15 protein-coding genes are annotated in these 22930 nt (G+C 36.8%); 8 read left to right on the top strand and 7 right to left on the bottom strand.

Features of this window, described 5'->3' with window-relative positions; translation table 11 throughout:
• Nucleotides 1–17 precede the first annotated feature (17 nt).
• The gene (locus CES88_RS02015; protein WP_290730207.1) at nt 18–1709 is read right to left on the bottom strand and encodes a hypothetical protein; all 1692 of its coding nucleotides are present in this window, start codon (nt 1707–1709) and stop codon (nt 18–20) included.
• A 61-nt stretch (nt 1710–1770) separates the two neighbouring features.
• Between CES88_RS02015 and CES88_RS02010 the strand changes: the two genes are divergently transcribed.
• Nucleotides 1771–3192, top strand: coding sequence for a hypothetical protein (locus CES88_RS02010; protein WP_290730204.1), 1422 nt, complete (start codon nt 1771–1773; stop codon nt 3190–3192).
• Here the strand turns inward: CES88_RS02010 and CES88_RS02005 are convergent.
• The 4 genes from CES88_RS02005 to CES88_RS01990 all read right to left on the bottom strand — a co-directional run bounded on the left by CES88_RS02005 (nt 3189) and on the right by CES88_RS01990 (nt 9851).
• Nucleotides 3189–5030 carry a FecR domain-containing protein gene (locus CES88_RS02005; RefSeq protein WP_290730201.1) on the bottom strand — a complete coding sequence of 614 codons (1842 nt, stop codon included), beginning with the start codon at nt 5028–5030 and terminating at the stop codon, nt 3189–3191. The genes CES88_RS02010 and CES88_RS02005 overlap by 4 nt on opposite strands.
• A gap of 70 nt (nt 5031–5100) precedes the next feature.
• Nucleotides 5101–6618, bottom strand: coding sequence for a SpoVR family protein (locus CES88_RS02000; protein ID WP_290730198.1), 1518 nt, complete (start codon nt 6616–6618; stop codon nt 5101–5103).
• Entirely contained in the window at nt 6618–7733 is a 1116-nt protein-coding gene (locus tag CES88_RS01995) for a DUF444 family protein (protein ID WP_290730195.1), read from the bottom strand. The genes CES88_RS02000 and CES88_RS01995 overlap by 1 nt, the downstream gene beginning before the upstream one ends.
• A 54-nt stretch (nt 7734–7787) precedes the next feature.
• Complete coding sequence (locus CES88_RS01990; protein WP_290730192.1) at nt 7788–9851, bottom strand: serine protein kinase; 2064 nt, start codon at nt 9849–9851, stop codon at nt 7788–7790.
• Between the two features lie 232 nt (nt 9852–10083).
• On the opposite strand from CES88_RS01990, the gene CES88_RS01985 reads away from it, so the two are divergent.
• The 3 genes from CES88_RS01985 to CES88_RS01975 all read left to right on the top strand — a co-directional run bounded on the left by CES88_RS01985 (nt 10084) and on the right by CES88_RS01975 (nt 14575).
• Complete coding sequence (locus tag CES88_RS01985; RefSeq protein ID WP_290730188.1) at nt 10084–10827, top strand: Stp1/IreP family PP2C-type Ser/Thr phosphatase; 744 nt, start codon at nt 10084–10086, stop codon at nt 10825–10827.
• 69 nt (nt 10828–10896) lie between these two features.
• Entirely contained in the window at nt 10897–13206 is a 2310-nt protein-coding gene (locus tag CES88_RS01980) for a fatty acid cis/trans isomerase (protein ID WP_290730185.1), read from the top strand.
• Nucleotides 13207–13276: 70 nt separating this feature from the next.
• Nucleotides 13277–14575 carry a dicarboxylate/amino acid:cation symporter gene (locus CES88_RS01975; protein WP_290730182.1) on the top strand — a complete coding sequence of 433 codons (1299 nt, stop codon included), beginning with the start codon at nt 13277–13279 and terminating at the stop codon, nt 14573–14575.
• Between the two features lie 42 nt (nt 14576–14617).
• On the opposite strand, the gene CES88_RS01970 is transcribed toward CES88_RS01975, so the two are convergent.
• Nucleotides 14618–15013, bottom strand: coding sequence for a hypothetical protein (locus CES88_RS01970; protein ID WP_290730179.1), 396 nt, complete (start codon nt 15011–15013; stop codon nt 14618–14620).
• Nucleotides 15014–15227: 214 nt separating this feature from the next.
• On the opposite strand from CES88_RS01970, the gene CES88_RS01965 reads away from it, so the two are divergent.
• The 4 genes from CES88_RS01965 (at nt 15228) to CES88_RS01950 (ending at nt 21874) form a co-directional block, all read left to right on the top strand.
• Nucleotides 15228–16322, top strand: coding sequence for a M23 family metallopeptidase (locus CES88_RS01965; protein WP_290730176.1), 1095 nt, complete (start codon nt 15228–15230; stop codon nt 16320–16322).
• Between the two features lie 21 nt (nt 16323–16343).
• Entirely contained in the window at nt 16344–18899 is a 2556-nt protein-coding gene (gene secA / locus CES88_RS01960) for a preprotein translocase subunit SecA (protein WP_290730173.1), read from the top strand.
• A gap of 108 nt (nt 18900–19007) precedes the next feature.
• Nucleotides 19008–20492 (top strand): hypothetical protein, encoded by a 1485-nt coding sequence (locus tag CES88_RS01955; RefSeq protein WP_290730170.1) that lies wholly within the window; start codon nt 19008–19010, stop codon nt 20490–20492.
• Entirely contained in the window at nt 20471–21874 is a 1404-nt protein-coding gene (locus CES88_RS01950; protein WP_290730167.1) for a glycerol-3-phosphate dehydrogenase/oxidase, read from the top strand. Before CES88_RS01955 ends, CES88_RS01950 begins: the two co-directional genes overlap by 22 nt.
• Here the strand turns inward: CES88_RS01950 and CES88_RS01945 are convergent.
• The gene (locus CES88_RS01945) at nt 21871–22929 is read right to left on the bottom strand and encodes a hypothetical protein (protein WP_290730164.1); all 1059 of its coding nucleotides are present in this window, start codon (nt 22927–22929) and stop codon (nt 21871–21873) included. The two genes, CES88_RS01950 and CES88_RS01945, sit on opposite strands and share 4 nt — an antisense overlap.
• Nucleotide 22930: the final 1 nt, after the last annotated feature.

Raw genomic sequence — 22930 nt, 5'->3', positions numbered from 1 at the left:
GGGACTTTATAACACAATCAAGGCTTATTTTCCATACTATTTAGCTTAAACAACTTTTCATCTCGTTTAGATTTTTTCTGATTTTGTTCAACATTATATTCATAACGCAGGTACTTTAAAGCGTAAGGAGCAAAACTAATAATGACAGGAATTTTCATCATTCCGGCCTCATCTTCATCAAAAAATCCACCTCTAAATTTAGAAATCTGTTCTAAAATTTCATTTCTAATAATGACATCTAAGTCTCCATCCCAAGGAGGAGTTGGAAATTTAGTGCGAATATCTTTAACGATAGGAGCTATTCTAATTTTCATTTTATAAAATAATTCTTCTTTTCTCTTTTCATCTCTTGGGTCTAAATTGATATATTCAAGCCTTGCCCAACGAAGAAACTTACGTGAAAAATTTAAGTTAAAGTGAGTCGTTATCTTACCAACAATTTGGTTCGTTCTATCTAACTCTCCTAAATTTACATCAAAGAGAACTTTAAATTCAGGAAGATAATTCTTATAATAAAGGGAGCGGTCGACGAGCTCCATTGTAAGAGGTTCTTCGAAGTAAACTTCACCTTTAAACTTATCCACTTGATTCATCGCCCAATCGTCCCACGTCTTGTCAACACTTGCCCTAAGAAATTCCTTTGCTGACGAGAAGTTATTCGCTCTCACAAAGAATGCAGGTACACCCGTCTGTAAGGCGATAAATTGTGAGATGAGAAGGTTCTCTTCATCAAAGGTCATTTTCTTAATCATGGAAGAAATTTTAGGAGCCTGGCCTTTTATTAGGTATTGATAGTCCCTCGCCTCTTTACAATATAAACGAGAGAGATCGTCATCAAATGACTTATGTCCAACAGAAGTTGGAAACTTCTTATTAAACTCAATCGAATTAGATTTTCTACATATTAATCCTTCGCAGAGAACTTGAACCGTTTTTTGATTTCTTATTTTAAACACGTCCCTCGAATTTCTATTCCACTCTAACTTCTCATTAGTAAGTTGTCTTATTAGTGAAGCATAAATAACAGGATTCTTTAAGAAAGGAACTAATAGTCTTAAGTTATCAACATCTCCCCCCCAACTGCAAAAAGACTTAAAGAGATCAATAGTTTTTACAAACTCCCTCTCTCTAACATCATCTTGAGTTGCAATAGTTGTAAGTTTTTCTGGAAACAAAGAGTTCTTTGAGACATCGGGAAGTTCGAATGTATTTTCATTATCAAACTTGCTTAGAAAATTTCTCTTTAATTGTTTAATACTAATAATACTTAAATTCTTTGAGCAATAATTTCCAACAATATTTTCCACAAGGTTACTATACTCATCTCTAGAGAACTCAAAATACTTAGCGTACTTTGGAATTGCTCTAATAGAAATATCAAGCCCTATATACTGAAGTGTCGCAAAAATACTGCGCTTAACTTGATCTTCTTGCCATGAAGTTGGATATGAGAGTTGATAATCAGCTCGACAAGACTTTTGGAGATTTATCCCCTCTTCGTAGTAGCCTCTATAGATAGTTAAATCTCTTTTTTCAGAAATTTTCCCCGGCAGTTCTACTTTTTTTAAGAAGAGATAATCAAATGGGTCTGCTGATTCTTTGGAATACTTATCTTCAAAATCTCCCAAGAGGATACTCTCAAGAGGCACCAACGCCTTAGCTTGCAAGCTTAGTAAGAATATAAGAAAAATGATCCATTCCTTGACCATAAAGCACCTATTTTTGATTTCTACTTAAGATATCGGTCTTTTCTCCCGAAATATTAACTATATGAAAACATTAATATTTCTGACTATTTTCATACAGTTTACAACTCCCGCGTTTGCTCAAAATGCTCCGCTAGCTATTAATATGTCCAACCTTAAAGAGCTAGAAACAGATTGGGAGCTTCTAGACACTCTAGAAGTTGATGAAATCAACCAAAGAAATCTCGTTTCCAAAAGAAGAAATGATCTCGTCTTGCTAAGACGAGTGAAGCAACTAATTATTGGTGGCGACGTTGATGCTGCAAAATATTACCTAAATAAGTTAGAGGATAACAATAATAAGACAATTAAATATATTAAAGCTAGATACCTCGCCCTAATCAATTTCATCACAGATGACTATGAAAAGTCTCTAGAGGCGCTAAACAGTGTTGCTCTCAATGAAAATGTCTACTATGAGAAAACTTGCATTCTAAAAATTATCAATATGATGGCACTCAATATCACAGAAGGCCTCTACCGAGAGTTTGATAGTTGTCTCAGAGTTACCTTCAAATATTCGGAGACTGACCACTACTGGCTTAACACGATATTTAGATTGAAATTTGCGAGAGAAGAGTCCTTTAAAGGTAGCTCATTCGCTGACACTCAGTACGTTCTCCAAAGCCAAGAGTTCTTAAGAATTTGGTTAAAAACAGGAATCTATTTAAATAAAGAACATCTGATCTTAAAGTTAATAAAATCAATTCCTGAAGATTATTATAAATCAAAGAGAACGAGAGAGCTCATAGGGCTACTCTACTTTAGAACCGGAGATGAAGAAAAAGCAATGAGCTTCATTGAAGATATTGAAACTCCAAACTCAGAGAATATGAAAGGCAATTACAATCTCTCAAGAAGTAAGTATGAACTTGCTTTTGGGCATTATAAATTGGCGCTTAAGAAAAAGAAGAACTCTCTTAACGCTATTGAAAGGTCTCTTCCACTCGTATGGATTCTAGGACAGTGGGAAGAGGGTAATACACTTTTAGAGAGGCTAATTAAGAAGTCGCTGCCTGAGAGAAAGAAGTTAACTCTTCATACACTCTTTAAACTGCGCCAAGAAAAATTTAGAGAAACACAGAAACAATTGGATGTTTTAAATATTCTCTATAAAGAGAAGATGCCATTTGAGCTCAACCAATTAATGTTCTACAACGGACTTCGCGCACACAATCAAGAGCAGCTTATTCAGTATTCAAACTATGCTTGTCGTGCAATGGACGGTCTCGCCTGTTGGATACTCATGCAAACAATGACTTGGGAAAATCTTGGTCAAACCCTCGAAAGAGATGAAGCGATTCTTAACGAGGGAGCTGACTCAATTGAAAGCTTAAAGTCTCTCGGAGATATGAAACCCATTCAAGAACTCCCCACTGTTGATCAGAGGGATATTGAAGAACTCGATAGCGAGCTGGTAAGAATTACTCCGGGTCAAGATGACTAGAGAACAAATCCAAACTCTAGGGCCACTTCAAATATTGAATTGTCGTCAGTAGCTGTATAATTACTTGATGAAATATCAAAACTGGTACTTTGACTTTCAAGCCCTAGTTTCATCCATGTGCCACGACTCAACCAATACCTAAATCCACCACCAAGAGTTAACAAAGTAGAACTATCAATTTCAACATCTCTAGCAGTCTTACTTGGAACAAAGGCGAAGGCCGCATTTAAATCAACATCAAATCTCTTCGACTTTATAATAAAGTACTGCCCACCAATTTCAAGATTAGTGAATGTCGACTTCTGTAATCTATAGACAAGAGTGTTTGAAGCCGACGTATAATAATTTTGCTTTAATTTTAGAATCGCACTGAAGTTAATTCTCTCAGAGAGAAACCTTCGCATACCTACGTCCATACCAAATAGACTTGAACTTCCCTGAGAGAACTCCCCTAGTTCGCTTCCAGAAAAGCGAATATTCTTATAGTGAAAATTGGTGACAGGTTGCCACTTTCCACCTGAAGAATGATTCCACATGAGTGAGAAACCTTTTCCCGTCTCCTTTATACTTCTGCTATTAGTAGTTGCACTATTTGAATGATCAATTGTATTAGAGATTGAACTTAGCTTTAGAGAAATTGAATCCTTTGTAAAAAGCTCTAATTGTGTGTAGTACTTATCAGGAACACCCGCTTCAAAGTCTCTAATGACAACATCCTTATCAATTACATCATTAAGTCCCTTTGCCATCGCCACTCTCTCTTGCAACTTATCCTTTGATGCTGAATTCCTTGCGAGAAACCCCTTCCTGGCATCTAGTACCAAACCTTCTGGGGCGACATATTGCCCTGTTTGAGAATCAACTCCTCCAACATTACTTGCGATGTAGACACCTTGCCTTTGTGAGAAAATAGCATTTCCTGCTGGTGGAATATATAACCCTGAGTTTAGATCGATAAAGCCACCAGATTTTTGTGCATACCTAGCATTAGTCTTATCATAAACACCTTCTTTAGGAGCTTCTTGAGGAATAATCTTCAATGAAGACGCTTTATTATCTGTAGTGACGACACTACTCTGTGACGTATTTACTTTCTGCACAAGCTCAGTATTTGCATAGAGAGTATCTAATTGCTTAGGAGAAATATTCACAGGAAGAGTAACTCCTTCCACACCACCAACAGAACTTGAGAACTGTCCCCCTTTCACAACGACGGCCTTATCAGACTCTAGAGAGTTTTCTACCACATCAACTAACTTCTTCTTAAGCCTATGTTTCTGAGAACGGCTTAATTTATTTGATGATAAGGCCTTTACTCTTTCAGTATAATCTCTCCCCGACAAAATTTTATGCTCACCTTTAGAGATTGCGACTTCTCCTTCATAAGTAAGAAGGTTTGTAATATTATTTTCTGGATTATAGATTGTTTGAAATTCAGTTCCACGAACTCCAAGAGCTGCACTCTTTGTTCTAATTAGAAATTTGTGTTTCTTAGCCTCATTATTTTCGCGAATTATTTTAGACCTAAGCTGGCCTTTAAGAAGAGTAATAATTCCAGAGCCTTTCTCATCCATTTTGGTAACAATTAACTTACTCTTTGGCCCTAGAGATGTACTTGAACCATCGTTAAACTGAATTCTAACAAAAGCTCCCTCGTAGGTAACTATTGAAGCGTCTTCTCTTAATTCATCATTCAACTTTAAAATATGCGCTTCATGATCTCCAGGAGAGAGAACTGAAACTTTCCCTCTAATCTTTGAAACAGTGGCTATTTTAGTATTAGCAAAAGAAGGACTTGTAATAAGTAAAAGAAGTGCAAATAGATATTTCTTAATCATTAGACATATTCCGAGGAAAGAGTTGAATTACAACTATTTTCCTCTAAACATGTATTGTCGTCAATAAAGATTAGCTTTTTACCGGCTTAAAACTTTCTCCGTCATAAACGTAGATATATTCCTTTTCTTCAGTAACTGTCGCAATATTTACAGGACGTTTCCAAATTAGAAAGATATTCTTCATCGTATCTGCAGCAAAGCTTAAGTCTAGGTCAACCCCTTGATGAACATGGCGCAAGAGCATTTCACCGCGGTTATTATAATTGCTCGATTCAATTTCAATCAGAGGCTGTCCAAAGTTAGTAAGCTGTTGCAGAAGCTTTTGCTTAATACCTTGGAAGTCCCTCGTATCAATTTCATTACGACCCGTTCTAGGGTTAAATTTATAAGTAAAAATCTGCTGTCTCTGACAAAATTCCTCAGTAAAGTATTCGTCCAAGAAAGTAATATCATTGTGAGATTTTCTAACTTCAAAGATTTTCTCTCTTCCAAGTCCTAATTTCATATCCCATGACTCTTTCTTCTTCATATCTGTACATTCGAGATACTCTTTCCCAAACTTCCCAGTGTCCCAGCGGTGCTCAATATCTCTAAAGAGTTCAATTCCAATTTTATATGGGTTAATACTCTTTGGACTCATGGCCATAACACCCGAGTGAACATCTGCGAAATCAATAATCTCTGAAGATTTAAGCGCCTTATTTGTCATTATTTTTGAGTGCCAGTAACTTGCCCACCCCTCATTCATAATTTTAGTCATTCTCTGAGGAAGAAAGTAATAGGCCTCTTCTCTTAAGCAACCAATAATATCAGATTGCCACTCTTCAATTGGAGCATTCTGCATAAGAAACTTCATGATATCTCTAGTTCCTTTTACATTGGCATCCATTTTCTTAAAATCATATTTTTCATTTGGAACAACGACTTCTTCTGGAGAGAGCTCGTTCTTCGCTTTAGATTTCATATAGGATTTTAAAACTTTCGATCTTACGTCGTCGTCATCATCCTCTCGAAGCTCTTCTTCGTGGGCAGTTTTCTCAAGCTCTTCTCTCTTTCTTACAACTTCTGCTGTTTCAAAGAGAACATTAACATCTAAGAGGTTCTCAAGGGAGTTAACCGCATCAATGAAAATTTCAACTTTATCTTGCCCATAACGGTTCATATACTTTCTGATCTTAGTTCCATGATTGGCCATAACGTCCATCATGCGCTTATCAGTAGTTCTAAACCAAGCATTATTCTTAAAGAAATCCGCGTGACCATAAACATGGGCCATAACAAGTTTTTGATCCACTATTCTATTTGAACTTAGAAGGTAAGCGTAACAAGGATCAGTGTTAATAACGAGTTCGTAAATCTTTTGAAATCCGTAAATATTTCCTTTTGAAAGTTGATCATACTCCATTCCAAATCTCCAATGAGGATATCTAGAAGGAAAACCACCCTGAGCGGCTAAAATACAAATAGTATCGTAATTACAAACTTCAAATACGACGGGATAATACGTTAAGCCGTAATCAATCGCATATTGTTCAATTTCTTCTTTAAGTCTTAGTAGTTCACCTTGAATAGGCTTTGATCTATTCATTACTTACCCTTTCCTAAAAAATCTTTAATAGACTCAAGTATGGCATCTTTGTTTTTAATCTTTGAAAGAATCACGCTTTCATTATCAGTTCCATACTTAGTGTGCAGGTCTTTATAAAATTGACCAGAACCATAGCGACTTTCAACTTGCCCATAACAGAACACATTAGAGTTTGGTAAAATATCCTTATCCAAAATTTCTAAACAAAGCTTGGTATCGTCTGTTGACCAATTGTCACCATCTGAAAAGTGAAATGGATAAATATTCCATTCACTTGAATTATAATCTTCTTGAATAATTTCACGACAAAGCTTTAAGGCAGAAGAAATAAGAGTTCCCCCACTCTCGCGAGTTTTAAAGAAGACTTCTTCTTCAACTTCCTTGGCAGTAGCGTCGTGAATGATATAGCGAATCTCAATGTCTTTATACTGAGACTTAAGCCAGAGGTTTATCCAAAAGCTCTCTGTTCTTACAATTTCTTTTTGCTCATCACCCATTGATCCTGAAACGTCCATCATATAGATAACAACCGCAGAATTCTCATACTCAACAGTCGTATTAGAGCTTCTGTAGCGCATATCACTTTTAATAGGAATGATTATAGGATTCTTACTGTCATAAGTTCCCGTAGCAACTTGCCTCTTAAGGGCCTCACGGTAAGATCTCTTATAATGCTTTAATGAATCGGGACCAACTGTTCCAATAGAAGAATACTTATTTGTTGTAGATTCTAAACTCTTCTTTCCCTTAGGTTCAATATTTGGAAGCTCAAGTTCATCACCAAGAATCGCTGCAAGCTCTTCAACACTTAGTTCTACTTCAAGTTCTTTATTTCCTTCTGTATCTCCAACTTCACCCTGTCCTGGCTTTCCGTCACCTTGTTGCCCATCAACTGGATCCCCAGGTTCTCCATCACCTTGACCAGTTCCGCCTTGCTGCTTATCTCCAAACTTAAATCTTGGAGTTTCAATTTGAGGCATAGGAACTTTGAAGACACCCTTTCCTTTAGGAATAGGCATCTCTCCACCGGAGACATATTTCTTTAAATTATCACGAATGCGACCTTTAATTATTTTTCTAAATCGCGCATGATCTCTTTTGACTGGGTGATCCATTAGATCTCCTTTTGGGAGTAATATGCGAGCACAGAGTTTGTGCTCGCTATTATGCTATGACTTAGCCGAGTCACCTTTAGCAAAAATACTTGCAACATAGTTTAGAGCATCTGTCGCAGAGATTTCACAGTAACCGTAACTTTTAATAAGTCTAGACTTGATAACTTCTATCTTCTCTTGTGTTTCTTTATCAACAACCTTAGAGACAATGCTAGATAGCTTAATTGAATCCTTCTGATCTTCAAAAAGTTTCAACTCAAGCGCTCTATGAAGTCTTTCGTTCATTTTAAAATCAAATGTCTTACCTTCGATAGCAAGAGCACCGATGTAATTCATTATTTCACGTCTAAAGTCATCTTTTCTTGATTCAGCAATATCAATTTTCTCTTCGATACCTCTCATGAATCTCTCGTCAGAATCCTCTAGCTTATTCGTATACTTGTTACGAACTTTCTCTTTCTGAGTATAGGCCTTAACGTTATCAATATAATTGGCACAAAGAGTTTCAATAGCGCTTTCATCAAGGCAAATAGCTTTTTGAACATCATTTTTAACGATGTCTTCATACTCTTGTCTTGTTACAGCAAGCATTTCTTTATAATGATCTAATTGATCAGCACTATTAATTAATCCATGATGCTTTAATCCCGACTCTAGTTCGTTAAAGACCATAAATGGATTTAATGAACCAGTGTGCCCGTATTTAACAAGTGCATTTGAAAGTTTATCTTGAATATATCTTGGAGAAATACCTTCAAGACCTTCTCTTACTGCTTCTTTTCTAAGTTCTTTAACGTTCTCTTCGTTATAGCCAGGAAGAGTTTTACCATTGTAGAGTTTTAACTTTTGAAGCTTTGTAAGGTCTGCCTTCTTAGGCTCTTCAAGCCTTGTAAGCACGGCCCACATTGCGGCCATCTCAAGAGTGTGAGGCGCGATATGAACGTGGGGAATTTTCTCAGCATTAAAATCTCTTTCATAGATTTTAACTTCATTGCTAAGTCTTGAGATATAAGGAACGTCAATCTTAACAGTTCTATCTCTAAGAGCTTCCATGAATTCATTATTTTGAAGTTTTCTAAATTCTGGCTCATTCGTATGACCAAGAATAACTTCATCAATATCAGTCTGTGCAAATTTCTTTGGCTTAATTGAGTGCTCCTGAGAAGCACCAAGAAGATCATACAGGAAAGCTACGTCAAGCTTTAGCATTTCGATAAATTCTACAATACCTCTATTAGAAATATTAAATTCACCATCAAAGTTAAATGCTCTTGGATCTGAATCCGAACCGTATTGAGCAATCTTTCTATAATTAATATCCCCTGTTAATTCAGTTGAATCTTGGTTCTTCTCATCTTTTGGTTGAAAAGTTCCAATTCCGACTCTGTCTTTTTCAGAAAGAATTAATCTCTTAATTTTTACGTGATTGTTCATAACCTTAGTCCAATCACCATTATACTTTTGCATATAAGCATTTAAAATAAATCTATCAGCAGGGTTAACCTCACCTTTTACATTTACTTTAATATCACCGTCTTTTCTTCCTTTATTAATTTCAGCAAGAAATTCTTTACGAACATCAAGAGGTAGAAGCTTTAAAGGCTCTTCATGCATTGGTGAGGCAAAGTGTTTTTGACCACCAAGGATTTCCGACTCTTCTTCGTCATACCATTCAAATGTAAACATTCTTCCATCATCAGTCTTGGAGTAATGCTCAATACCTTTCTTTAAATTTCTTGAAATAGAAGATTTGGCAGAACCAACTGGGCCATGAAGAAGAAGTACCCTCTTCTCAGTTCCATAACCAGAAGAAGCAGCCTTAAAGAAGTTTACTAACTTCATTAAGTGAACATCAATACCAAAGACAGCATCTTTACCGCTATTATTTGGATCATCGAAGAAGTGATACCTAACGATATCTTTCTTGTACTCTGTGTAATTTGAAGTCCCATACGACATAACCATGTCATAGACTCTTTGAAATGCATTTCGTGCAATCTTAGGGTCTTCAGTTACTAGGTTTACATAATCTTGAAAAGATCCATTCCAGTTGAGGTGAGTAAAGTCTTCAACTCTGTAGTTCTCTTTCATGAAATTCGTGATATCAATTTGGGCCATATTCAACTCCCATCCGTAGAAAAATTAAGGGGCCATTTCTTATTAATATTATATCGTTATACTTACTCTAAATGAAAGAAGAATATTTATAAATTCGTTTATATTTACACGGTGTTAAACCGACACCATCACTCAAGTACCTATTAATTGAACAAACTTCCCTGCCTTAAAAATTTGACAAAAATTTCGTCATCAATGAAAATTTAATTACTAATTTTTTAAGGAGTTGCTAATGGGTCTTATTTCTTCAGGCTTGACTGATATAGGACAGAAGAGAAAAACAAATCAAGATTCAATCTACTTGAATCCTGAAAAGAATATTTTCATCGTTGCTGATGGTATGGGTGGACACAATGGCGGTGATATTGCATCCCAAATGGCAGTCGAACTCATTCCCAACCACCTTATTCAAATTCTAGACCAAGAACCTAAAGAAGCATTCAGCAGCTCTGTAGTCTATGCTAATAATGAGATAAAGAAGAAATCTGATCAAGATCAGCTATTGCAAGGAATGGGAACGACTGTGGTAGGCTTTTACTTTAAAGGCGATACTCTTTATATTTCAAATGTTGGTGACTCAAGGGCCTATCTTGTTAATAGAAATAAGCTCTTTCAACTCTCTAGAGACCACTCACTTGTTCAAGAAAAGTTAAATCTAGGTATTTACAATAGAGAACAAGCAGCAAATGACCCTCAAAAAAATGTTCTCGTCAGAACTGTTGGCTTTGAAGCAGATGTAGAAGTTGATATTTTCTCTTATAAAGTCAGTAAGGGCGATATTTTCTTAAGCTGTTCTGATGGTCTTCATGGAAAAGTATCTGACGCAGATATTGTCTATATTATAAATAAATATATTCCAGACCCAGCAAAGGCGACTGCTGAAACAGTTCAACAGACCGTGACAACATTAGTTGCACAGGCAAATGCTAATGGTGGTAACGATAATATTTCGGTAATTGTTGTAGTGGCCCAATAGATTTCACTCTAAGGTCACTTAACTCTTCTATTTATTTTACATGTTGAAATTTTAACTTATAATTTCTCCATGAAAAAAATCATTAATTTTATCGCTGTCCTTGTTCTGACGATTTCTTGCTCCCTTACTCACAAGGAACAATTCGTCATTACCAATAATCAAGTTATTCAATCAGATATGCTAGGTTCGCTCCCCGCCGAGCCTGTTAGCTATAAAGAAAAAGTAAGACCAATACTAGATAATAGATGTGTCGTTTGTCATGGCTGCTACGATGCTCCCTGCCAATTAAAACTCACTAGTATTGATGGAATTAAGCGCGGTGCTAATGCAGAAAAAGTCTACGATGGTTCTAGAATTCTATCCATGAAGCCAACCAGATTAAATATTGACGGCAAGTCCGTTGAAGAATGGAGGAAGAAGGGATTTCATCCTGTTATTTCTGACGTCAACTCTACACCAGAAGAAAACTTAGATAACTCTCTCATCTATAAATTTCTACAATTAAAAGAAATGTTTCCACAGCCAAGAGCAGGACTTATCTCTAAAGAAATAGATACGACTCTAAATAGAGAGCAGTACTGCGCTAAAGTTTCTGACTTCGAAGACTTTGTGGAAGACCACAGTAACCTTGGAATGCCTTTCGCGTTACCAAACCTCACCAATAGAGAATTTCTAACTCTAGGTCACTGGGTCGCCCAGGGTTCTAAAGGAAATGATGATAGAGCTCAAAATCCAAAGACTAAGAAAGTAATCGATGATTTTGAAAGTATATTCAACCGAAATGACTTAAAGTCGAGACTTATCGCTCGCTATATTTATGAACATATTTTCCTTGGCCATATCAATTTTAATACTGACCACAATAGAACATTTTATAGACTAATTAGAGCGAGAAATAGAGACGGAGAGCCCGATGAGATCGAAGCTCTAAGACCATACGATGATCCAAAGGGAAAGTTCTTTTATCGATTTAAACTCTACCGCCCAACGATTGTGGCAAAATCTCACAACCTCTATCAACTCTCAGAGAAGAAACTCTCTAGATATAAAGAATTATTTTACAATGCTAAATTTAAAGTAGACTCCTTTCCTTCCTACGAGAGTGAAATCGCTTCAAACCCCTTTATTGTTTTCAAAGATATTCCAGTTAAATCAAAGTATAGCTTTCTCTTAGACAATTCTAGATTCTTTATCGAAGGTTTTATTAAGGGTCCAGTTTGCAGAGGGCAAATCGCACTAAATGTCATTGAAGACCGCTTTTGGGTTTACTTTGCTGATCCAAACTCAAATATAGATACTAATAGTGACGATTTCTTAAATAAGTATAAATCTTACTTAGAACTTCCGGCTTCAGAAGAGAGTGATATAGAATTTCTCTCTATCTGGTCAGACTTCTGGAAAAAACAAAAGAAATTTCTGGACGCTAGAAGTCAGCATTTTAGAAGTGCTAAGAAATCAAATATAAGAGATGCAACTAAAATCATTTGGGACGGAGAAGAGCATAACCAGAATGCGGCACTTACTGTCTTTAGACATTTAGATAGCGCCTCAGTTCGAGAAGGACTTCACGGAAAACAGCCTGAGACAGCTTGGGTTATAGACTACCCTATTCTTGAGAGAATTCACTACCTATTGGTCGCTGGTTTCAACGTCTATGGAAATGTTGCCCATCAATTGAAGACAAGACTCTATATGGACTTTCTTAGAATGGAAGGAGAAAATCTATTTCTATCATTTCTTCCTTCAAAAGATAGAAAGCTTCTCCATAAGAAATGGTACGGTGGAAATAGAAACCATCTTAGCTTCTTTGTTGAAGACCCTGGACAGTGGCTCGATATTGACTACGTTACTGGCTTTAAAAGAGATGATAAATTAGAAGAGCTGCACAGCAATTTTCAACGAAGAGTGAAGAAGGCCATTACTCCAACCATTCAAGACTTTGAGCCCAGACTTAAGAAGTTAGATAATCTTAAGGGAAGGTTTCTAAGCTATTTTCCAGAAACAATTCTCTTAAAGGTTGAGAATCAACTCTACACAATTGTGCATAATAAAGAATATAAGTATGTGAGCTTCTTTTTAAATGATGCTAGTACCAGAGATGTGCTCGACCAAGAGAATGACACTCTCACTCTTATCAAAGGTGTAGAAGGTTCTTACCCTAATCTCTTCATTAATTTAAAGAAAGAAAGCATTGATCACTTCATGGAAGATATGGCCAATATAACGAATCCTCTCGAATACACTCGCTTTATTGCAAAGTATGGAGTCAGAAGAACAAATCCAAAATTCTGGGACTATAGTGATTGGATACAGCAAGAATATTTAAAAAGTGAAGAGTTCAGAGCGGGTATCTTAGACTTAAATAGATATTCCCCATAAGAGATAGCACTGAAAAAATTGTTAGAGTATACTAATTCTATCTCAGAAAATTTAAAATTAAGGAAGTATAGTGAAGAAAATAAAATTAAACTTAGCCGTATGGGTCGCGCTCTTTGGTATTTTTGGATATATAAGTGCCGCAATTTTTGCAGATCCTTCATGGGTAACGTCTGAAAATACTCCTGAATTTTATAAATTTATTCTTCTTTTAAAAGATATTTTCATTCAATCACTTAAAATGCTTGTGGCCCCTCTAATCTTCTTTTCTCTACTGGGAGGACTCGCGGGAATAAAAGAGGCTTGGAAACTAAAGCAGTTAGGTGGCATAGCTGTGACCTACTACATTTCTACAACTCTCATTGCTATTCTCATAGGCCTTACAGTTGTCTTCTTCATTCACCCTTGGAAGAATTCTTCAGTTAGAGTCAACGTTCAAAAAAATGATTCTATGAGTAGTGACTTTAGTTATAAAAAACCGAATAAAATGATCGACGCTAAAGATAACTCCGTCATCACAGTTGTTCATAAAATCTTAAAAACATCTTTAATTAATCCATTTGAATCACTTGTCACCAATAATATCTTAGGTCTTGTCTGCGCTGCACTTTTAATAGGACTTGCCATGGTAACGTCTCTGCGAACCGACAGCCAACTCTTTCTACTGATCGAGGATATTAATAAAATACTCACAACAATTCTTGGTTGGTTTATTACTTTAAGTCCAATAGGTATTTTTGCAATAGTTTTTGATTTTAAATTAAAAGTGACAGGAGACCTCTTCACTCAGCTCTTCGCTTTCGCGGCAGTTGTCTTTGGAGCAACACTTGTCCATGGAGCAGTTGTTCTTCCAACTATTGCAAAAATCTTTGGTGGTATTGGCCCAATCACTCTCTTTAGAAAAATTGCCAACCCACTTCTAATCGCCCTTGGAACAAGTTCTTCTTCGGCCACTCTTCCCGTCACCATGAAGACTTGTGAAGAGGAGCTCGGAGTATCAAAGGCAGTTAGTGGTTTTGTTTTTCCTCTTGGCGCCACCATGAATATGGACGGAACGGCCCTCTTTGAAGGTATTGCTGCAATCTTTCTCGCCCACCTCTATGGAGTTGAACTTACAACTTTTACTATTTTTGCTATCTTCTTTATGAGTATGATCTCAAGTGTTGGAGCACCAGGAATGCCAAGTGGCTCAATGTCGGGAATGCAAATGGTCCTCTTGGCAGCAGGAATTCCACTTGAGGCCATTGGAATTCTACTAGTAATTGAAAAACCTCTAGATACGTTTAGAACTGCGGTAAATGTTGAAGGAGATATTGTCGGAGCGCTAGTTGTTCAAAAAACAATGGAGAGAAGAAATATTCAACTCTCCTAATGACTTTATATTGGAGGGATATTCTTCATCCCTCCTTCGATTCTATATGGCGTAAGCGCAGCCAACCTTCACACCGTCAATTTGATCCATGTAATGAATTAAGTTTCTCTGTCTATACTCTAACTTAGAGTTCTCAATATGATCTCTACTTCTGAGTAATTTAAAAGTGAATTTTAGATAAGAAATATTTGGAAAGTAATCACCCATCTCGTAAGACTTTGGATAATGACTTACAACACTGAAAACTTCATCAGTCATAAGAGTCCAAAAAATCTCTTGATCCTCACCATCTAATTGAGTTGCATCAATAGTTGCACTCAAAATATTCTCGTGAACATATCCAGTCGCTAGAGCTGCATCGCGACAACGGTCTAAAATATCCTTTGCTGAAACAGAAAATGAAAGAGAAAGAAATAATAAAACCAGTACACTTTTCATAAAGACTCCTTTTTGACTCCTTAATAGATTAATTAGCACGAAAATAAAAGGGTCAATATCGAATTTGACACAATCCAAATAATCTCTGTCCCATCACGCGGAGCAATATAAACTAATAAATCTAAATATATAATGAACAGTTATTTGCCATAAAGTTGTCAGAGTCTTAGAATTGATCATTAATTTCACTTTAGCCAATTACATGGAGTCGTACTTGGATAGATATTTTACAGTCATGGTTGTACCTGAAAGGGAAAAAGGCGTTAAGTCTTTTAGAATACCTAGGCTCGCTTTCCACGCTATTGTCTTTATCTTTGTTCTTGCCGTCTTTGTACTGGGAATACTCTCCTATGATTATTGGAAAATTCTTAGACAAGTTCATCAGAACAAACACTTAACTTTAGAAAATAGACAATTAAAAGAACAAATCCAACTCTTCCAAATGAAGATTAACACTCTAACGGAAGATATCGAAAGAATTGAAACTTTTGAAAAGAAGCTTAGAGTAATTTCAGGGTTTGAAAAAATTGATTTAACAAAGCCCGCAATCAGACAGAATGAGAACTCTCCGGTTTTAGAAGACCATCAACATGAGAGAGATGTAAAAACAGAGAAAGTTCAATCCTTCTTCGAAGGTAAAGATACTATTAGAGACAAACTTAAGGACGGCGATAATAGTGAAAAGTTCATTGAACTTAAGAATCTCTATGAACAGAAAATTGCGACGAACTTCGGTCTTCAAACTGGTTACGCCTTCACTAAAGAATGGTCAAACTTAACTAAGCAAAGCTTCTCTCTTGCAGGAAATTTTGCTGATTTCGATTATAAGTTCAATATTCTAAAAGATTATGTGAAAGATTTAGAAGTTAATATTCATGATCTAGATCAATACCTTCTAGACCGTGAAAGCTTCATGCGCTCTACTCCAACCCTCTTGCCAATCAAGGGCTGGATTACTTCGTACTATGGGCCAAGAATTTCGCCTACATCTAATAGATTAAAAATGCATGAAGGACTTGATGTTGGTGCTCCCATCGGAACTCCCATCCTCGCTTCTGCAGACGGTAGAGTTACGTTCTCAGGAAAGAAAGCAGGCTTTGGATACTTTGTTCAAATTGACCATGGCTATGGGCTAGAATCCGTTTATGCTCACAACTCACAAGTCATTGCCAAGAAAGGGCAACTCATCAAAAGAGGACAATTAATAGCAAAGGCTGGAAATACTGGTCATTCGACTGGTCCTCACCTTCACTATGAAATACGAGTTAACGGAACACCTGTTGACCCATTCTATTATATTTTAGATTAATCCAAGAGGAGAAATATACAAATGTTTAACCCAATAAAGACAGTGTTTGGAACTAAGAATTCTAGAGACCTTAAAAGTCTAAAACCTTACGTTCAAAGAATTAATGAGCTTGAAGAAAAGATGAAGTCCATGAGTGATGAAGAACTTCAGGCGCAAACTCCTAAGCTTAGAGAGATGATTAAAAATGGTGCGACAAGAGAGCAACTCATCCCTGAAGTATTTGCGACAGTGAGAGAGGCCTCTGTTAGAGTTCTAAAAATGAGACACTACGACGTTCAAATGATGGGTGGAGTGGTTCTTACAAGAAAGACTATTGCAGAAATGAAAACCGGAGAAGGTAAGACTCTTTGCTCTACTCTCTCACTATATCTTATCGCACTTGAAGGAAAGGGCGCTCACATTATTACAGTGAACGACTACCTAGCTTCAAGAGATGCCGAGGAAATGGGAGTACTCTTTAACTGGTTAGGTCTAAGTGTTGGCTGTATTGTTTCAGATATGGACGACGAAGATAGAAAAGCCGCCTACGCTTCAGATATTACTTACGGAACAAATAATGAGTTCGCCTTTGATTATCTAAGAGACAATATGAAGTTTGACCTCGAAGACTACGTCCAAAGAGGTCATCACTATTGTATCGTAGATGAGGTTGACTCCATTCTTATTGACGAGGCCAGAACACCTCTACTTATCTCAGGTCCAAGTGAAGGAAGAACAGATCTCTACCATGTAGCAAATGAAGTTATTCCAAAACTAAAAATTGAAACGCATTTTACAATCGAAGAGAAATCAAGAACCGCTATCTTTACTGAAGATGGTGTTCTAGAAGTTCAAAAGCTTCTTAAAATTGAAAACCTCTATGATGTTGAACATTCTGAAATGCTTCACCATTTAAACCAAGCTCTTAAGGCCCATAACCTTTTCAAAGTTGACGTTGATTATGTTGTGAAAGAAGGACAAGTTATCATTGTCGATGAGTTCACCGGTCGTCTAAAAGAAGGATCAAGATGGTCGGATGGCCTTCATCAATCAGTTGAAGCAAAGGAAGGCGTTGAGATAAAATCTGAAAACCAGACTCTCGCTTCAATTACATTTCAAAACTACTTTAGACTCTATGAAACTCTTGCAGGTATGACAGGTACTGCCGATACTGAAGCAGAGGAATTCTCAAAAATTTATAGTTTAGATGTTGTAGTAATTCCAACCAATGTTCCGATTGCAAGAGTTGATGAAGCTGATGTTATCTATAAGTCAGCGGCAGCAAAGACAAAAGCAATTGTTCAATTAATTAAAGATCTTCACGCCAAAGGACAACCGATCCTAGTTGGTACGATTTCAATTGATAGCTCAATTGAACTTGGAGAGGCCCTCACAAAAGCAGGAATTCCTCACAACGTTCTAAATGCTAAACAACATGGTAGAGAAGCTGAAATCATCAAAAATGCTGGTACTAAAGGTGCGATTACAATTGCAACAAATATGGCCGGTCGTGGTACCGATATAAAACTTACTCCGGAAACAAAAGAGGCCGGAGGATTATTTATTCTTGGTACAGAAAGACATGAATCAAGAAGAATTGATAATCAACTTAGAGGTCGTTCAGGTCGTCAAGGAGACCCAGGTAAGTCAAAATTCTTCCTATCTTTAGAAGATGATCTTATGAGAATTTTTGGTTCTGATAAGATTAGAGGTTTCATGAATACTCTTGGAATGGAAGAAGATGAACCTATTGAACATAAGATGATTTCTAATGCGATTGCCAAAGCACAGAAGAAAGTTGAAACGCACAACTTTGAAATTAGAAAGCATCTTCTTGAATACGATAATGTCATGAACGAGCAAAGAAGTGTGATCTATAGAATCAGAAAAGACATTCTTGCAGATAGCGATAATGTTGGCTTCATTAACGATATGATCGAGGACGTAGCAGATAGCCTAGTTGAAAGCTATAGACCTGAAAGAAAGGTTCAAATTGATACTTGGCCTTGGGAAGATATGGTCAAAGGTTTTCAAATAACTTTTAACACTGACTACGAAGTCAACGTTGATGAGTGTTACAAGAAACATGATGGTTCAATAGAGGCCTACTTTGAATCAGTTGGTAAAGAATTACTCGCCAAGAATTTTAGCCAATATGATGATGATCAAGTAAGGCTTGCCACAAGAGAGATCCTCTTAACTATTTTTGACCAACACTGGAAAGATCATCTTCTCTCTATGGATAATGTTAAAGAAGGGATCAACCTTAGGGCCTACGCTCAAAAAAACCCTCTGACAGAATACAAGAGAGAATCGTTCAACCTCTTTGAAAATATGAGGATGGAAGTAAAGAAATCAGTTGTGGAAAATATTTTTAGAGTTAAACTCTATACTCCTGAAGAAATTGAGGAAATCAAAAAGCGTCAACAAGAAATGCTTGAACAACAGCTACAAGCTGCTAAGAGAGCACAGGCCGCGGCTGAGCAACAAGAAGAAGCACAGAGTGCTCCTGTTGCCAGAAGAAGCCAAAAAGTTGGTCGCAACGATGCATGCCCTTGTGGTTCAGGAAAGAAATTCAAACACTGTCACGGTGCTTAACACTTAATGGCCGGCCCTACCTCCTCGTGGGGCCGACTTTTCTTACTTACGAAATCAATTTATCTGATATAATGAATCTAATAAAATTAACTTTTTAGGTATATTTTAATGAGTAATGACGACGAAATTGGTGAAAAATCAGATATGACTAGAATTGAGGACCTCTCTGAGTTCCTTCATCAAGATGATCCTGAAGTAAATGCAGCCTTCCAATCAGAAGATGATGAACCTCCTTCGACAGACAGCCTACCAGACTTAGACGACCTCGAAGATGATGAAGAGGTCGAGTTTGAAACCACTAGCTTTGATAACGATGACCAAGAAGACGATGAAGAAGAGATTGACTTCAACACAGAGTTTGAAAGTGACGATGACGAAGACTCTGAAGAAGATTCTCAAGAAGATGACGGAGATAGCTTTAACTTCTCTTCTGAGAATGAAGACGATCAAGAAGATGATAGCAGTGACTTTGAAACCTCTACCGACTTTGGCGCCTTAGATAATTCAGACAATGATGATGATGAAGAAGACGATGAGAATTCCTTTGGAGACTTTGACTCTAGTAATGACTTCAGCTCTACCAGTGACTTTAGTAGTGAAGTAAGCTTTGAAAATGATGATGAAGAGGATACTGAAGAAGACGAAGACAATAACGATCAAGAATTTTCTAGCTCATTTGATTCAGAAGAAGACGACGAAGAAGAAGACGAAGACGACTTTAACAATGATATAGAGGAAGACCAAGCTCCAGAAATTATCTCCCCACCTACTCCTCCTATTGCCACTGCGACTTATATTGATCGATCTGAAAAATTTGAAGATGTTAAATCTTTTGCCAAGAATATCACCTATGGAAAAATCGCCTCGGGAGGAAATCCTCCTTTTAGCATTATACTTCGCAATGTAAAATTTGAAGAAGACGTTGAAGACATTCTCATCATTTTAAACGAGCATGAACTTGTAGGGGAAAGTTCAGAAGATCAGATGAGGCAATCTCTTGAAGGTGGAAGTTTACTTATTTCCCAAATATCTGAATTTGCCGCCATTTATCTTACCCATAAATTCAGACGATTTGATCTCGACGTTCAAATGGGACTTTCCGATGAACTTCACCCATCTAAATCCTACGAATCAGATAGTGTGGGACTAATTTCTAAGTCTCGAATAAATCAAAATAAGAGTGAAACAAATAGAATCGATAAATCGAAAGTAAACCTTGAAGGAATAATCATTTCAACAACTCCTACATTAGAAAATTATAAAATTGTTGAATACCTTGGTATCGTTTCAGATTTCATTATTGTTAGTGAAGATGAGCTCACTAATGATGAAGAGCTTAGTGAATATCACGAGAGAGTGGCAAAGGGTCATGTAGATCAAGAAGATTCAGAAGAAGATATAAGTGAAATTGACTTAAAAATTTCTCAATCCGTTATATATAGTGACTTAAGTGAGAAGTTAAAACCAATTTGTATAAAAAAGAATGGCAATGCCATTGTTGGAATCAATTATCAGATAACTCCCTTATCAGATGGTAGTAAGTATAAAATTAGTTGCTCAGGAAGTGCCGTGTGGATCATAGACAGCAATTAATTCACAGTACTTCACCGCTTATTGAACTACAGCAAACCCACTTCAATACTCTTGTCATCGGAGGAGGAATTGTTGGTGCCGGAGTTCTAAGAGACCTCTCTCTTCACGGTGTTGACACACTTCTAGTTGAAAAAAGAGACTTCGCCAGTCAAACGTCTTGTAGTAGTTCAAAGATGCTTCACGGTGGAATTAGATACCTTGAAAACCTAGACTTCGCTTTAGTCCATGAGGCATTAGCAGAAAAAAACCTCTGGCTAAAACTTGCCCCTCATCTGTGTCGAGAAAAAAGTTTCTATCTACCAGTTTTTAAGGATTCCCTACGTCCATTATGGATGATTAGATTAGGAATTTTTCTCTACGATTTCTTATCAAATTTTCAAAACTCTACACGGGGCTTTGCCGATGAAGAAACAACAATCAAAGAGATTGTTCATATTAAGAAAGAAAAACTAAGAGGCTCTGGCATCTATTCGGACGCCATTGTTGATGATGGCAAGCTTGCACTTGAAGTTATTATGGATGCTCTAGAAAATACTAATGCTAGAGCATTAAGCTATACTAGTGCCTCTAAAATTATCAAAGATAAGAAAGGCCTTTATCACTGCGAATTAACTGATGAACTAACAGGAGATTCTCTTCAAATAACTTGTGAGAATCTAGTTCTCGCAACAGGGCCATTTACAGACAAATTTGTAAAAGAGAATATTGCGCAAATTCAATGGAGCGACAAACTTCTCCCTTCAAAAGGAAGTCATATCTGGATTAGAAGAGCAGACTTTCCTCTTGAGCACCCTGTTGTTCTCACTCCAAATGATGGTAGGGTTATTTTTGTGATTCCACATCACGATAGAGTTCTAATAGGTACGACTGAAGAAAAAGCTGATGACGATTTCTTTGATATCACTCCTTCAGATGCAGAGATCCAATATCTACTTACTAATTTACGAGAATTTTTCCCAACAAGTAGGATCGATGAAAGTCATATTACCGCAAAATTTTCAGGTATTAGACCTTTAGTAAAAGAAGATGATGCACACAATAGAGGAAAGACAGCTAGAGAACATAAAATCTACTCTCCACTTTCAAAGCTCTATATTATTGTTGGTGGGAAATATACGACTTTTAGGACAATGGCCCAAGAGATTGCGAGAGAAATTGTGAAGAATCAAAATCTCTCCTACAATCCTAATAAAACAAAGAGCCCTTTAAGAAAGAATTGTCAGTACAACTTCTTTCATAAGCCCGAGCTAACCAGAGAGATTATCTCTAAAGTCATAAGAAATGAATTACCTAGAACCTATCAAGATCTAGAAGAGAGAAGAATTCATAGTGAAGACTTTCATCAAAAACTTGAAGAGTACTTCACTAGACATACAATTTAAAATCTATAGGACATTCCAACTCTAAACCTAACTCCCGAAAGAGATAGAGTTAAGCTCTCATCGCTATCATCAAAGTCAAATGTTGAACCAGATCGAAAATAGTCAAGAGTTACTCTCGCGCCAAAGCCATTTCTCAAATAATACTTGCCACCTACACCAAGTAGCATAAAGTTACTTGAACCATTTAAAGGGTCTACAGAAGCTGTTGTTGTGGAGGCCACCTCCGTCTCAGTTGTAGCACTTCCAACTCCTCCGGCCACAGTCACATATCCAATTGGTCTATTATTAGTTAGAGGTGCATTGTAGAAGTGCCAGTTGGCCCCTACTCCATATTCAGTCCAATCACTAGTTGTACTAACCTCAAGCCCTGATTTAGAACTTCGCTTACTAAATATAGCGAAGATTGAAATATTCTCAAAGAACGAACCTTTGGTTGCAAAGTACTTTTCAAAACCTAGAGTGAAGTCGATATTCCCAACAGAAGAATCTCCTGCAGAATCTCCCTGCTCATAAGTTCCAGAGAGAGAATTTAGAGAAAGAACACCAAAGACTTCTAGAGTTTTATTAGTTGAAGAACTTCCGACAATTACAGGAGCTTGCTCATCCATCATTCCATCTAATTCACTTTTCTCATCTGCTGTAACCTCAGGTAGAGGTTCTGTCTGCTTTCCACGAGACATGACAGGAATTGTTCCACTCATGTCGTCTGCTTTAATTGCTCTCGAAGGATCTTCAGTTAACTTAACTGGAGAAGATATTTTTATATTCATCACTTTATCTGAAACAATTTTATCGGCATCAATAATTCTATAGACTGACCAGATAGATCTACCAGGAGAAGCCTTGATCACAACTCCTCTAGCAATCACCCCTGTTGTTAGAAAGAACTTTGCGTGATCCCCAACAACTAATCCATCTTCTAACCCTCTATTTGTTAAAAGAGTTTTCTTGCTTCCCGAAAGACCTAGAACACGAACAGTTAATTTCTCGTCGATATCTAAAGCATTTGCGCTATAAGAAATAAAACAGAAGAACATGATCAATAAACTTTTCATT

The sequence above is a fragment of the Halobacteriovorax sp. JY17 genome (assembly GCF_002753895.1).
Taxonomy (GTDB): Bacteria; Bdellovibrionota; Bacteriovoracia; order Bacteriovoracales; family Bacteriovoracaceae; genus Halobacteriovorax.
Note: the sequence above shows the minus strand (reverse complement) of the source record. Positions and strands in the feature narration are given on the sequence as shown.